This is a genomic window from Massilia sp. Dwa41.01b (assembly GCF_014171775.1).
In the GTDB taxonomy this organism is placed as follows: Bacteria; Pseudomonadota; Gammaproteobacteria; order Burkholderiales; family Burkholderiaceae_D; genus Telluria.
The window spans coordinates 4,585,835-4,598,675 of record NZ_CP050454.1 but is presented as its reverse complement, the minus strand read 5'-3'; the positions used below and the strand labels follow the sequence as shown (position 1 = coordinate 4,598,675).

Annotated in this window: 11 protein-coding genes, 2 tRNA genes and 2 pseudogenes; 6 read left to right on the top strand and 9 right to left on the bottom strand. The window is 64.7% G+C overall.

Annotated elements, in window-relative coordinates:
* Window positions 1-20 precede the first annotated feature (20 nt).
* Both G4G28_RS21125 and G4G28_RS21120 read left to right on the top strand, forming a co-directional pair.
* Complete coding sequence (locus G4G28_RS21125) at window positions 21-1,289, top strand: DUF445 domain-containing protein (RefSeq protein ID WP_182989801.1); 1,269 nt, start codon at window positions 21-23, stop codon at window positions 1,287-1,289.
* 68 nt (window positions 1,290-1,357) lie between these two features.
* Window positions 1,358-1,681, top strand: a complete 324-nt coding sequence (locus G4G28_RS21120; RefSeq protein ID WP_182989800.1) for a putative signal transducing protein — start codon at window positions 1,358-1,360, stop codon at window positions 1,679-1,681.
* Window positions 1,682-1,743: 62 nt separating this feature from the next.
* On the opposite strand, the gene G4G28_RS21115 is transcribed toward G4G28_RS21120, so the two are convergent.
* The 5 genes and pseudogenes from G4G28_RS21115 to G4G28_RS21095 form a co-directional block, all read right to left on the bottom strand.
* Window positions 1,744-1,820: transfer RNA gene (locus G4G28_RS21115), tRNA-Met, on the bottom strand.
* 60 nt (window positions 1,821-1,880) lie between these two features.
* Window positions 1,881-1,957, bottom strand: a tRNA-Met gene (locus G4G28_RS21110).
* Between the two features lie 81 nt (window positions 1,958-2,038).
* Window positions 2,039-2,999 (bottom strand): annotated as a pseudogene (gene miaA, locus G4G28_RS21105) (tRNA (adenosine(37)-N6)-dimethylallyltransferase MiaA).
* A 1-nt stretch (window position 3,000) separates the two neighbouring features.
* Window positions 3,001-4,896 (bottom strand): annotated as a pseudogene (gene mutL, locus G4G28_RS21100) (DNA mismatch repair endonuclease MutL).
* Window positions 4,897-5,152: 256 nt separating this feature from the next.
* Window positions 5,153-6,067, bottom strand: coding sequence for a peptidylprolyl isomerase (locus G4G28_RS21095; protein WP_182989798.1), 915 nt, complete (start codon window positions 6,065-6,067; stop codon window positions 5,153-5,155).
* Window positions 6,068-6,227: 160 nt separating this feature from the next.
* On the opposite strand from G4G28_RS21095, the gene G4G28_RS21090 reads away from it, so the two are divergent.
* Both G4G28_RS21090 and G4G28_RS21085 read left to right on the top strand, forming a co-directional pair.
* The gene (locus G4G28_RS21090) at window positions 6,228-6,872 is read left to right on the top strand and encodes a VTT domain-containing protein (protein ID WP_182989797.1); all 645 of its coding nucleotides are present in this window, start codon (window positions 6,228-6,230) and stop codon (window positions 6,870-6,872) included.
* A 160-nt stretch (window positions 6,873-7,032) separates the two neighbouring features.
* A complete protein-coding gene (locus tag G4G28_RS21085) occupies window positions 7,033-8,190 on the top strand; it encodes a carbonic anhydrase family protein (protein WP_308601222.1) in 1,158 nt (385 codons plus the stop codon).
* Between the two features lie 3 nt (window positions 8,191-8,193).
* Here G4G28_RS21085 and G4G28_RS21080 read toward each other — a convergent pair whose 3' ends face one another.
* Window positions 8,194-8,388 carry a hypothetical protein gene (locus G4G28_RS21080; protein ID WP_182989796.1) on the bottom strand — a complete coding sequence of 65 codons (195 nt, stop codon included), beginning with the start codon at window positions 8,386-8,388 and terminating at the stop codon, window positions 8,194-8,196.
* 79 nt (window positions 8,389-8,467) lie between these two features.
* On the opposite strand from G4G28_RS21080, the gene G4G28_RS24850 reads away from it, so the two are divergent.
* Window positions 8,468-9,079: a PEP-CTERM sorting domain-containing protein gene (locus tag G4G28_RS24850; protein ID WP_202033692.1), complete on the top strand. Its 612-nt coding sequence runs from the start codon at window positions 8,468-8,470 to the stop codon at window positions 9,077-9,079.
* A 93-nt stretch (window positions 9,080-9,172) separates the two neighbouring features.
* Here the strand turns inward: G4G28_RS24850 and G4G28_RS21070 are convergent, their stop codons facing one another.
* A complete protein-coding gene (locus tag G4G28_RS21070) occupies window positions 9,173-10,015 on the bottom strand; it encodes a D-hexose-6-phosphate mutarotase (RefSeq protein ID WP_229507762.1) in 843 nt (280 codons plus the stop codon).
* Between the two features lie 151 nt (window positions 10,016-10,166).
* Here G4G28_RS21070 and G4G28_RS21065 point away from each other — a divergent pair, with 151 nt between their 5' ends.
* Window positions 10,167-10,934: a DUF4184 family protein gene (locus G4G28_RS21065; RefSeq protein WP_183107801.1), complete on the top strand. Its 768-nt coding sequence runs from the start codon at window positions 10,167-10,169 to the stop codon at window positions 10,932-10,934.
* Window positions 10,935-10,980: 46 nt separating this feature from the next.
* On the opposite strand, the gene G4G28_RS21060 is transcribed toward G4G28_RS21065, so the two are convergent.
* Window positions 10,981-12,390, bottom strand: coding sequence for an N-acetylmuramoyl-L-alanine amidase (locus tag G4G28_RS21060; RefSeq protein ID WP_182989794.1), 1,410 nt, complete (start codon window positions 12,388-12,390; stop codon window positions 10,981-10,983).
* Complete coding sequence (gene tsaE / locus G4G28_RS21055; protein ID WP_182989793.1) at window positions 12,354-12,839, bottom strand: tRNA (adenosine(37)-N6)-threonylcarbamoyltransferase complex ATPase subunit type 1 TsaE; 486 nt, start codon at window positions 12,837-12,839, stop codon at window positions 12,354-12,356. Before tsaE ends, G4G28_RS21060 begins: the two co-directional genes overlap by 37 nt.
* Between the last annotated feature and the right edge of the window lie 2 nt (window positions 12,840-12,841).

Below are 12,841 nucleotides of genomic sequence, written 5' to 3'. Positions count from 1 at the left end.
AGATCAGCTACCGTAGGGACATGACCAAAGAACGCGAACTCGACCAATCGAAACGGCTGGCGCTGGGTTTTTTCATCGGCGCCGCGCTGCTGTTCGTCCTCAGCTTTTTCCTGCCGCAGAACTGGTGGACGGGACTGCTGAAGGCGTTTGCCGAAGCGGCGATGGTCGGCGCGCTGGCCGACTGGTTCGCCGTCGTCGCGCTGTTCCGGCGCGTGCCGATTCCCGTCGTGTCGCGGCACACGAACATCATCCCGAACAACAAGGCCAAGATCGCCGATAACCTGGCGCGCTTCGTGCACGAGAAATTCCTCGACACCGAATCGATCGTCAAGCTGATCCAGAAACACGACCCGGCACAGAAGGTGGCCGACTGGCTGGTAAAACCCGCGAACACCCGGCACATGGGCGGCTACCTGGTGAAAACCGCAGGCTGGGTGCTCGACTTTACCGAAGACGCGGCGATCCAGAATTTCATGAAAAAAGCCGTGCACACGATGGTCGGCAGCGTCGACCTGTCGAAATCGGCCGGTACTATCCTGGAAAGCCTGACCAGGGGCGGCCGCCACCAGGAATTGCTGAATGAAGGCATTTACCAGCTCGCCAAACTGCTCGACAACGAGGAAACGCAGGAGACGATTGCGCAGGGCATCGTCGACTGGCTGAAAGACGAATATGCCCTCGTCGAAAGAATGCTGCCGTCCGAACTCATCGGTCGCAAGGGTGCCGACATCGCGGTGAAACTCGCCTTCGGCATTCTTGACAAGGTAGCGCGCGACCCCGAGCATCCGCTGCGCCAGCGTTTCGATGCGTTCACGGCCGAATTCATCGAACGCCTGAAAGCCGACCCGCAATTCTCCAGCAAGAGCGAAGAAATCAAGCATTACCTGCTGAACGACGAGACCCTGAACAATTACCTGAAGTCGCTCTGGGGCGATTTGAAGGAATGGCTGAAAAGGGACCTGGCCAGCCCGGATTCAACCCTGCGCCTGCGCATGGAAGGGCTTGGCTCCTGGCTGGGCAAGACCCTGGCCGAGGATCCGCAACTGCGCCAGTCGCTCAACGACAACCTGGAACTGGCCGCCCGCGCGGTCGCGCCGGAATTTGCCGGCTTCCTCACGCGCCATATCGCCGACACCGTGAAAAACTGGGACAGCGGCGAGATGTCGGAGCAAATCGAACTCAATATTGGCAAAGATTTACAGTTCATCCGCATTAATGGTACCGTCGTGGGCGGCCTGATCGGGGTGATCCTGTATCTGCTGTCGACCCTGCCGTCGATGCTGTCCTGAGCGCTGGGCGGCGCCGTCGCGGGCGCAGGCGCGTAGAATTGGCTCATCCGTCCCCAAAAGGAGCAGACATGGAACAGGCATGGAATCCGCAACCCGCCGAATGGCTGGCGGCGCATCCCGAGATCGAAGCGCTGCCCGGGCGCGACCTGTTCATCGTCGCGCGCTACCTGATTCCGATGCAAGCCACGCTGGTGCAGGGCTGCCTGCAAGCAGCCGGCATTCCGGCGGTATTGGCCGACGCCCACCTGATGCAGACCGACCTGCTACTCGCGCCCGCGCTGGGCGGGGTGCGCATCCTGGTGCCCGCCATGTATGTGCAGCAGGCGCAGGCGACGATCGAAGCCTTCCGCCGCGGCGAATTCACTTTGGACGAGAATCAGGTCTACGAGTAGGGATGCTGGAAAAACAAAAAGCCGCCGGCTCTTGCGAGCGGGCGGCTGATCGCTACTGCGTCTGGTGGTGATAGGTGGACTTGAACCACCGACCCCAGCATTATGAGTGCTGTGCTCTAACCAACTGAGCTATATCACCGAAAACAGGTAAAACAAAATGGCTCGACTCGCAGGAGCCAAGCCATTCGTATGAAATTCTTGGTGGTGATAGGTGGACTTGAACCACCGACCCCAGCATTATGAGTGCTGTGCTCTAACCAACTGAGCTATATCACCAAAGCGAACGACATTATCGGAGGCGGGAAGCGCTCTGTCAAGGCTGTGAGCGCCGAACGCGGCGTGTTTTTCACAGCGCTGCTATTTCTGCAAGCCCTGCAACTGTGCCAGAATCTCGCCGCTCGGGTCGCGCCCCAGGCAGTCGACGACGATCCGCTCCGGCATCGCCCGCAGCCAGGTCAGCTGGCGCTTGGCCAGCTGGCGCGTGGCGATGATGCCGGTCTCTCGCAGAACCGCGCGGTCGATCCTGCCATCGAGGTAGTCCCAGCTCTGGCGATAGCCGACGCAGCGCATCGAGGCAGGTTCGGCGACAAGTCGCCACGCGCACGCAGGCGCGCCACTTCGGCCACGATGCCCTCGTCGTCGGAGTCGCCCAGCATCTGGTCGAACCGCAGCGCGATCCGCTCGTGCAGCACGGCGCGGTCTGAAGGCTCCAGTGCGAACGAGACCAGCTCGAAGGGAAGTTCGGGCTGTTCGCGCCGCGCCAGCAGCGCCGACATCGGCTGGCCGGAGAGTTCGATGATTTCCAGCGCGCGGTTGATGCGCTGGGCGTCGTTCGGGGCCAAGCGCGCCGCCGTGACCGGGTCGAGCGCGCGCAATTTGTCGTGCATGCCGGGCCAGCCGATGCGCGCCGCTTCCGCGTCAAGGCGCGCCCGCACGGCGGCGTCCGCGGTCGGCAGGTCGTCCAGGCCGGCCACCAGGCCCTTGAAATACATCATCGTGCCGCCGACCAGCAGCGGCAGCCTGCCCGCGCGCTGATCTCGGCCACCAGGCGCAGTGTGTCGGTCCGGAACTGCATGACCGAATAGGCGTCAAGCGGGTCGATGATGTCGATCAGGTGGTGCGGCACCGCGGCCAGTTCATCCAGCGAGGGCTTGGCGGTACCGATGTCCATCTCGCGGTAGACCGGGGCCGAGTCCACCGAGATGATTTCGCAGGGGCGTTCGCGCGCGATGCGCAGGGCGGCCGCGGTCTTGCCTGACGCGGTCGGGCCCATGATCGCCACCGCCAGCGGCCTGACGTCGTTCAGGTGCTGCGCCATCCTATTGACCACGCAGGAACAGTTTGTCGAGCGCGGCGATCTCGAGCTGCACCCAGGTCGGGCGGCCGTGGTTGCACTGGTCGGCGCGTTCGGTGCTTTCCATCTGGCGCAGCAGTGCGTTCATTTCCGGGATGGTGAGGATGCGGTTGGCGCACGACCGTGTGGCAGGCGAGGGTGCCGAGCAGTTCGTTGCGCCGTTCGATCAGCACGCGCGAGCCGCCGAATTCGCGCACGTCGCGCAGCACGTCGCGCGCCAGGGTCTGGGCGTCGGCATTCCTCAGCAAGGTCGGCACCGCGCGCACCGCCAGCGTGGTCGGTGAAATCGCGGCGATGTCGAACCCGAGCGCCTTCAGGGTGTCCTGCTGGTCGTTGACGGTGGCCACCTCGACCGCATCGGCAAAGAAGGTCACCGGGATCAGCAGCGACTGCACCTGCAGGTCCTGGCCTTCGACCTGGGCGTCGAGCGCGTTCTTCAGCTGCTCATACAAGATGCGCTCGTGCGCCGCGTGCATGTCGACCAGCACCAGGCCCTTCGTGTTCTGTGCCAGGATGTAGATGCCGTGCAGCTGGGCCAGCGCGAAGCCGAGCGGGAAGTCGTCGTTCGAGGGGGCGTTCGAGGGCTGCGGCATGGAAGCCACCGTGCTGCCTGCAGCGGGTCGTTCGCCGGGAGAGAACAGGGCGCCGTAACTGGCCGTGCTCTGCGCCACGCCGGCCGCGGCCGGGGCATCCCAGCGGCTGCCGGGCGCGAAGGGAGAGGGCGAAAGGTCGAGGACAGCTGGCTGCCGAACGAGGCCTGCTCGTGCGGGCGGCGCCAGTCGGACCCACCGGGCGACATGCTGGACGGCGCAATCTCGGCCGCGCTGATCGGTGCCGGCACGCTGCCATGCGCGGTGGCCGAGGTCTGCGCCAGCGTGCGCTGCACCGCATGGAACACGAACTGGTGCACGGCGCGGCTGTCGCGGAAGCGCACTTCGATTTTCGACGGGTGCACGTTCACGTCCACCAGCGCCGGGTCGAGCTCGAGCGCCAGCACGTAGGACGGAAAACGGTCGCCGTGCAGTACGTCCTGGTAGGCGGCGCGCACCGCGTGCACCAAGAGCTTGTCGCGCACGAAACGCCCGTTCACGTAGAAGAACTGGCCATCGGCGCGCGCCTTCGAGGCCGTCGGCAGGCCGACATAGCCGTGCAGGCGCAGTGGCCCGGCGGCGTGGTCGAGCGGCAGGCGCGCCTCGGCGAAATCGCTGCCGAGGATCTGGGCGCTGCGCTTGGCCATCTCGCAGGTGTTCCAATGGTCGATGGTGCGGCCGTTGTGGGTCAGGCTGAAGGCCACGTCCGGCCGCGCCAGCGCGATGCGGCGCACGACTTCGGCGCAGTGGCCGTATTCGGTTTGCTCGCTTTTCAGGAACTTGCGCCGCGCCGGCGTATTGAAATACAGGTCCTGGACGTCGATCGTGGTACCGACCGGACCGGAAGAGGGCGCGACCGTGCCCAGGTGCGAGCCGACGATTTCCCAGGCATGCGGGGCATCCTTGGTACGCGAGGTGATCGACACCGCCGCCACCGAGGCGATCGAGGCCAGCGCTTCGCCGCGAAAACCCAGCGTGGCGACGTTCTCGAGGTCGGTGAGCGAGGCGATCTTCGAGGTGGCGTGGCGGGCCAGGGCGAGGGGCATCTGCTCGGGCTCGATGCCGCGGCCATTGTCGGTAATGGCGATCCGCTTGACGCCGCCTTCCTCGAGGCGGACCGTGATCTGGGTCGCGCCGGCATCGAGGGCGTTCTCGAGCAGCTCCTTGACGACGGCCGAGGGCCGCTCGACGACTTCGCCGGCGGCGATCTGCGAAATCAGCTGGTCGGGGAGTTGCTGGATGGGACGGTGGGTGGGGACGGGCGCGTTCATCCCACCGATTATAGCGCGCGGCGGAATGGAAGAAATTTAAGGTTTTGCTACCGTCAGTCCGCGGCCTAATCCGTAGGGTGGGCTCTTGAGCCCACGCGGATCGTGCGGACCATTAGCTGAACAGGCAGCAGCCCCACAAGCGTTTGCATGCGCTATTGAGGCTGTTGCCGTCGCGGCCATCGCTATGCATCATCCGCGTGGGCACAAGTGCCCGCCCTACGAGAAGCGCTACGGACTACGGCCCCAATACTTCGTTTTACTTCTGCTCGCGCACCGGAATCGGCGCATTGCACAGGTCCACATGGCCGGCCGCGACCTTGGTCCAGGGGCCGCCGCGGTTGCGCTGGGCTTCCACGACCTTCTGGTAAGTCGGGCTGTCGGTGCGCATCACCTCGAAGTTGCTGCGCTGCTCAGGCGGCAGGTCGGCGGCGACGCGGAAGGACTTGATCGGGATCTGCATCTCGGGCTTGTCGAAAAAGCCCATCGGCGCCGGTCCGCGCGGCACGGCCGAGAGCAGCGGCATGCCCGAGACCACGCGGCCGACCACGGTGATGTTGCGGTCGAGCTGGCGCGGCGCCTGGCCGATGACCACGTAGAGGGCGTTGCCGCTGCCGCTGTCGGCCTCGTTGTCGCGTCCCACGCCGACCATCGCGTAGCAGTGCGCCAGCCAGGTTTCCTTCTTCTTCGGGTCGCGCCCGACCGGGAAGCCGTTCGAGTGGCCGACCTGCGGCGCGTAGCCGTCGACGTCCTTCAGGCGCGTGAAACGGGTGTCGCTTTTCATCGGCGCGGTGAATTCGGCCTTCAGCTTGTCCCTGGCGTTCTTCATGGGACGCGGGTTCTTTTCGTCCGGGTCGCCCCACTGCACCACGAAATTGTCTTGCGAGCGCAGGATGACGAGGCCATCGAAATAGCCTTCGCGTGCCAGCGCCTTGATGTTGCGCGCGTGGCTGGGGGCGAAGGTGGGAGCGAGTTCGATCACGACACGTCCTGCAGGCAAGTCCATGTACAGCGTATTGTCCAGGTCGAGCGGACGCCAGTCGCCCGCTTTCGACTCCTTGACGATCTCGCCGACGCTCGGCTTGGGTGGCAATTCCTGCGCAGCCTGGGTATTGGCCATTGCCGCCAGTGCCAGCACCGCGCCCGCTGCGACTGCCTTGTCGATCCCCCTCATCTCCCGTCTCCCCTCGTCGTTTGTGTTGGATGATTGTAAACGCGAACTGTGAAAGTTTATGAAACTTAACGGTCACTTAACACGGCGCAGACCTCGCTCGGGAATGAGCGGAGCGCGAGCGGACTGATGGTATGATTCGGCGTTACCGTTTAGGAAAATTATGGATCTGATGCAATTTTTCGACATGATTCTCCATGTCGATAAGACCTTGGGCGAGTTGCTGCGTCAATACGGGGTTTATGTCTACATCGTCCTGTTCGCAATCGTGTTTTGCGAAACCGGTCTGGTGGTCCTGTTTTTCTTCCCGGGCGATACCTTGCTCTTCATTGCCGGCGCCTTCTGCGCCACCGGCCAGATGAGTTACCCGCTGCTGATGGCGCTGCTCATCATCGCCGCCGTGACAGGCAACACCCTGAACTATTACATCGGCGAGGCCATCGGCCAGCGCATGTTCACTCACAATTACCGGTGGATCAACAAGGACGCGCTGCGCCGCACCCACGACTTTTTCGAAAAGCATGGCGGCAAGACCATCATCCTGGCGCGTTTCGTGCCGGTGGTGCGTACTTTCGCCCCCTTTGTTGCCGGCGTGTCGGACATGACCCATTGGCGCTTCCAGCTGTATAACGTCACCGGCGCGGTGCTGTGGGTGGCCAGCCTGGTTACCGCCGGCTACTTCTTCGGCAACATTCCAGTCGTGCGCGACCACCTGACCGAGATCGTGCTGGTTGGCGTCAGTGCCGCCATCGTGCCGCTCGCCATCGGCGGCCTGTACAAGTTCGGGCGCCGCATGTGGAGCCGATAAGCTTCTTGCAAGTCCTCTTGCCCGCTTGACCAGACGCGCCGGATGATTCCGGCGCGTTTGCGTTGTACGGGCGATTTACGGCCGATTTACTGCCGATTTCTGCTCAAGTTTCCGTACGGCAGCGTCGTTAAGAGTGGGTGAATTCCATTTCCCCATTTCCATGCGCAACCTGATCGCCCTGTTCGCCAGCAGTTTCGTGATGCTTCATGCCAGCGCCAATGAAGCGCCTGCCCACGCCAAGCCGGCGCCTGAAACCGCCAGGAAAGAGGCTGCCAGGCCGGCCGGCGAGAAGGAGGGCGGCAAGCCCGCCGCCATCGCCCAGCCGTCGAAGACGCCCGAGAAGCCGGGCGAGAAGGCTGCGGACAAGCACGGCGCCAAGTCCCTCATCCAGAAGCCGCTCATTGACAAGAGCGCGCTGGAAAAGCCGGGTAAGGCGAGCGCCGCCTCGGCCGACGCGGTCGCCTCGACCGTGTCCGCCCAAAGCGAAGATGAAGCGCAAATCGACTTGTCGGTAAAAATCGCCGAGCGCCTGGCCGAGATGCGTGCCAGGCAGGCGGCACGCGCAGCCTCCGCGGCCAAGGCCAAGCGCGTGCGCGATGCCAAGCGCAAGCAGGAGACGGCCATCGCGGCCGCACCGAAGGTCAGCAACCACTGGGACTACGATGGCGAGTTCGGTCCCGAGAACTGGGGCAAGATCAACCCGGCCTGGGCCCAGTGCGGCAAGGGCAACCGCCAGTCGCCGATCGACATCCGCGACGGCATGAAGGTCGACCTCGAGGAGATCGATTTCGACTACCGCCCGTCGACCTTCAGCGAGATCGACAACGGACATACGGTGCAGGTGAACGTCGCTGGCGGCAATGCCATCCTCATCGGCAACGAGCGCTACGAGCTGGTGCAGTTCCACTTCCACCGTCCATCGGAAGAACGCATCAATGGCAAGGGCACCGAGATGGTGATCCACCTGGTGCACCGCGGGCTTGGGGGCAAGCTGGCGGTGGTAGCCGTGCTGCTCGAGCGCGGCAAGGGCAACGAAGTGATCCAGGCCGTCTGGAGCCACATCCCGCTGGAAAAAGGCCAGCTCGCCTCGCCGGGCGTCGAGATCGATCCGCTCGAGATGTTGCCCGAGCGCCGCGAATACTACACCTACATGGGATCGATGACGACGCCGCCCTGTACCGAGAACGTGCTGTGGCTGGTCATGAAGCAGCCGATGACGGCGTCGCCGGCGCAAATGGCCCTGTTCTCGCGCCTGTATCCGCTCAATGCGCGGCCCCTGCAGGGCAGCGAAGGGCGGATGGTCAAGGAATCGAACTGATCCTCATTGGGTCCAGGAAAGCCGGCATTGCCGGCTTTCTTTTTTTCGATCGTCGGTCAGGTCGGCCTGGCATGCTGCGGCAATAGGGCAGTGCAGGGCAAACGGTGTTACCCAGCGCGGGCTGTCGGGAATATTTACACCGATATCTTTCCGAACAAAAATATCCCAATGGAAACAACAAGGTGCCGTGACAGGCATGGTTATTGCTGAGCTAGCGATGCAGTCAATACAGCAACATGGCTGCTTTGCTTACACACAATAACTAGGGAAAATAACAATGTCTTTTACTAAACTTCTGGCAGCGATCGCCTTTGCCGGCCTCGCCGCCCAGCCAGCAGCGGCCGTGCAATTCACGGTCAACGACTACACCACCGATTCGATCACCTTTACCCTCGACGGCGAGATGCCGACCGACGCCAGCGCGTATCCGTCGCTGAACGAGCGACAGTTCAACATCCTGTACACCGGCACCCTCTTCAGCGGTGGCGTCAACAGCTTCGGTGGCAATGTCGTCAGCGCTAGCCCGTTCAGCGGCGCCTCCAACCCGGGTGGCAATACGGGCAACTTCGGCTCGTCGACGAGTTACACCTGGCTGCAATTCGACAACAACCTGAACGGCCTGCAGGGCAGCGGCAGCGCGGTCACCGTGCGCTGGGGCCGCGATCTCCTCAATACCCTCGGTACCGGCACCATCGCCCTGTACTGGGGCAATGTCTTCCCGGGCACGGATCCAGCACTCGGCGTGAACATGTTCCTCGACTCCGTGAACGTCGTGAATGGGCAGATCGACGGCGCTGTCGACGTACCCGAGCCAGCCTCGCTGGCGCTGTTCGGCGCCAGCATGGCCGCACTGGCCATCGCACGTCGCCGCAAGCAAACGCGCGTTTGAGTTCACCGTCCCCCGGGCACCTGCCCGGGATCGCCGACAGGCCGCACGATGGCCTGTCCAGTCACAGGCCGGTTCACGCACCGGCCCGCGGCTTCAGCTGACGTGGTATTCGCCCGTCCAGCACGCACCCGGTGCCAGCGTCGGTCCCGCCAGCAGCGCGGGCTCGACGCAGACGAAACGGCGGTATTCCTCGTCGGCCATGTCGGCCAGTGCCGCAGCATCCTCGGCACCCGGATTCCAGACCACCGCATCCGTGAAACCTTCCTGCCGCACCGTCAACACGACACCACCGTCGACCAGCGCCAGCGGCGGCTTGACGCCTTCATACACGCGATCGAACTTGCCGGTAATCGCCAGTTCTTCGGTTTCCACGCCGTTGATCCGCACCGTCGCGATGTCGTCGACCAGGTGGTAAGTGTGCAGGGCTGCGGCGAACGGGAAGGCGGTCGCGCCGCTGTTCCTCACCTCGAAGCGCATGCTCAATTCATTGGCACGTATCGCGATGCGCAGCGCCAGTTCGAAGCCGTGCGGCCAGGCCGCGCGTTGCGAGGCCGCCAGGTCGGCGGGCGCCAGCGCGAACACGGCAAAGGCGGCGCCGTCGTCGATACCGCTGTCCACCACGCGCCAGTTGTTCACGCGCGCAAAACCATGGCGCATGCCGCTGCCCCGTTCGGCGAACTGGGGGAAGATCACCGGCACGCCGCCGCGGATCGCCTTCGCGCCGTCCTGGCTCGACCTGGCGCTGCAGAACAGGCGCTCGCGCCCGTCCGCGCCACGCCAGAAACCAGGTGCGCGCCATACAGGGTGACGGTAGCCTGGGCGCCGTCGGGCGCGCTCAGTAACAGGGCCGGCAGCTGGCCCCAGGTGGTGGCGATGGTGGCGTCCATGTGGTTCATGTTGATTCTCTGGCATGAAGTCGGGGGCGTAGTATGCCATGCCCGCCTGCCGAGGGATGCCCGCCAGGCACGGGTGGCGCGTGCTGCAGAGGAAGGGCGCTTCTCGTACACTGCATGCCTTGACGCCGTCCGCCGCCCGGACAAACCGCGCTGCGGGAACCCCCAGCAGAACCAGAACAAGGAACCGCCCCGTGCCCTTCACCCTGTGCCATCCCGCCGTGATCCTGCCCCTGCATCGCTGCGCGCCGCGCAGTACCGTACTGGCGGCGCTCGTGATCGGCAGCATGATGCCGGACCTGCCCTATTTTTTCATCACGGGGGCCAGCGGGAACTTCAGCCACAGCCCCGCCGGCATCGTGCTGTACTGCGTGCCGGTCGGCGCGCTCGTCTACCTGCTGTATCACGCGCTGCTGCGCGATGCCCTGCTGGACTGGGCGCCGCCGGCACTGGCCGCGCGCATGCCTGTCGCGGTGCCCTGGCAGGTGCGCGATGCGCGTTCCATTGCGATCCTCTGCGCTTCGCTGGCCATCGGCGCGGGCAGCCACATCGCCTGGGATGCGTTCACGCACGCGCATACGGTCGTCGTCGACCATGTCGCCGTCCTGCGTACGCCGGTCGCGATCGGTGCCCACGTCCTGCCGCTGTATAACCTGCTGCAGCACCTGAGCAGCCTGGTGGGCTTCCTCGTCATCGCCGGCTTTGCGCGGTCCTGGTTTTCCTCGACCGCGCCAGTGCAGCTGCGGCCATACCAGGCGAGCAATGCCCGGCGCCTGGGTATCGCGCTGGCCATCGTCGCGGCCGCGGTCGTGGGAGGACTGGTGGGGCTGCTGTGGCGCGAAGCGAGGACGCCCGGGCATGTGCTGTTCAACGTCGTGGTGACCAGCATGGCGATGGCGGCGCTGATGCTCGTCGCCCTGTGCGCAGGGTGGAGAGTGGGCAAGCTGCGCGCGCGGCGCTGACAGAAGCATCGCATAGCGCGTCGCATGGCGCGCCGCGCGGCGGGAATCAGGTCGTGCGGCTCTTGGCCATTGGCGGATTGGCCGCGAAATACTGCTTGATGCCCTTGGTGATGGCGCTGGCCAGCTGGTCTTGGTAGCTGTCGTTCTTCAGCTTCGCTTCCTCTTCCGGATTCGAAATGAAGGCCGTCTCGACCAGGATCGAGGGGATGTCCGGCGCCTTCAGCACCGCGAAGCCGGCCTGTTCGACCGCCGCCTTGTGCAGGCGGTTGATGCCGCCGATTTCGCCCAGCACCGCCTTGCCCAATTTGAGGCTGTCGTTGATCTGGGCCGTGGTCGAGAGGTCGAACAGCACGCTTGCCAGCTGCTTGTCGTGCCGCGCGAGATTGACGCCGCCGATCATGTCGGCCTTGTTCTGGTCGTTCGCCAGCCAGCGCGCCGCGGTCGAGGTTGCGCCCCGTTCGGACAGCACGAATACCGAGGAGCCGCGCGCGCTGGGCGTCGTGAAGGCATCGGCGTGGATCGAGACGAACAGGTCGGCCTGTACCTTCCTCGCCTTTTCCACCCGGGTGCCGAGCGGGACGAAATAGTCGCCGTCGCGGGTGAGCATCACGCGGGTATTCGGCAGCGCTTCGAGCTTGGTCTTCAGGCGCTTGGCCACTTCCAGCACGATGTCCTTTTCGCGGGTGCCGGTGGCGCCGATCGCGCCCGGGTCTTCGCCGCCATGGCCGGGGTCGAGCGCAATGGTCACCATGCGCACCACGTTGTTGGCGGGTGCCGCCGCTTTCGGCTCCGGCTTGCCGGGCGTGGGCGTCGGCTGCACCGGGCGCGCCGGCGGGTTGCCGCTCATCGCGGCGATCTCCGCTTCCAGGCGCGCCACCGGATCGGGGGCAACGGGCTGGTTCGACGTCGCCGGCACGGCCGGCACCGCGGTCGGGGTGCCATCGCCGGGCGACCATTCGCCTTTTTCGATCAGCGAGGCGATCGGATCCGGCGCCTTGACCGGGTACAGGTCGAAAATCAGGCGGTGCTTGTATTCGGCGATGGGCGCGAGCGTGAACACCTGCGGCTTGATCTCTTCCTTCAGGTCGAACACCAGGCGCACCACGTTCGGGCGGTTCTGGCCCACGCGTACCTGCTTGATGTACGGGTCGTTCGACTCGATCTTGGCGACCAGGCTTTTCAGGGTGCTGTTCAGCTCCAGGCCGTCGATGTCGACCACCAGGCGCGGCGGATCGGGCACGAGGAAATGCTCGGTTTTCAGCTCGCTGTCGTTTTCCAGCGTGACGCGGGTGTAGTCGTCGGCCGGCCAGACGCGCACGGCCAGGATCTGCGCGGCGCGGGCCGGCAGCGGCGCGAGCACCGACAGCAGCAGCGTACCGCCGGCTTTGAGCAGGGTGCGGCGGCGGCGGGCAGTCGAATTCAGCGGGGCGGAGGGAAGGAGAGGCGGTCGAGGCATAGCAGACCCAGTTGGGACAACGCCTGCAATTCTACCTCACGGCCGTGGCCGCTGACTGTAAGCAATATTCGGACGTCGGGTGGCGGCAACACTGGATCGCCCTTTTCCGGCCATTCGACGATGCAAATGTTGTGACCATTGAAATCTTCCCGGAAGCCGGCGTCGAGGAATTCCTCGGGACTGGCCATCCGGTAGAGGTCGTAGTGGATGATGTTCACAGGCTCGCCGCCGACCTGCACCCGGTAGGGTTCCGACAGCGTGTAGGTCGGGCTTTTCACGGTCCCTTTGTGGCCGGCGGCCTGGATCAGGGCGCGCGTGAGCGCCGTCTTGCCGGCGCCGAGGTCGCCGTGCAGGTAGATGACGAGGCCAGGCACGATGGCATGCGCCAGGGCGGCGCCGAGGGCGATGGTCGCCGCTTCATCCGGCAGGTGGGCTGAGAAGTGCTGCATCA

Coding starts and splice junctions, on each gene's coding strand:
- G4G28_RS21085 (WP_308601222.1), top strand. CDS start 7,033: ATGCGCAACCTGATCGCCCTGTTCGCCAGCAGTTTCGTGATGCTTCAT.
- G4G28_RS21060 (WP_182989794.1), bottom strand. CDS start 12,390: ATGCCTCGACCGCCTCTCCTTCCCTCCGCCCCGCTGAATTCGACTGCC.
- G4G28_RS21080 (WP_182989796.1), bottom strand. CDS start 8,388: ATGCCTGTCACGGCACCTTGTTGTTTCCATTGGGATATTTTTGTTCGG.
- G4G28_RS21090 (WP_182989797.1), top strand. CDS start 6,228: ATGGATCTGATGCAATTTTTCGACATGATTCTCCATGTCGATAAGACC.
- G4G28_RS21070 (WP_229507762.1), bottom strand. CDS start 10,015: ATGGCATACTACGCCCCCGACTTCATGCCAGAGAATCAACATGAACCA.
- G4G28_RS24850 (WP_202033692.1), top strand. CDS start 8,468: ATGTCTTTTACTAAACTTCTGGCAGCGATCGCCTTTGCCGGCCTCGCC.
- G4G28_RS21125 (WP_182989801.1), top strand. CDS start 21: ATGACCAAAGAACGCGAACTCGACCAATCGAAACGGCTGGCGCTGGGT.
- G4G28_RS21095 (WP_182989798.1), bottom strand. CDS start 6,067: ATGAGGGGGATCGACAAGGCAGTCGCAGCGGGCGCGGTGCTGGCACTG.
- G4G28_RS21120 (WP_182989800.1), top strand. CDS start 1,358: ATGGAACAGGCATGGAATCCGCAACCCGCCGAATGGCTGGCGGCGCAT.
- tsaE (WP_182989793.1), bottom strand. CDS start 12,839: ATGCAGCACTTCTCAGCCCACCTGCCGGATGAAGCGGCGACCATCGCC.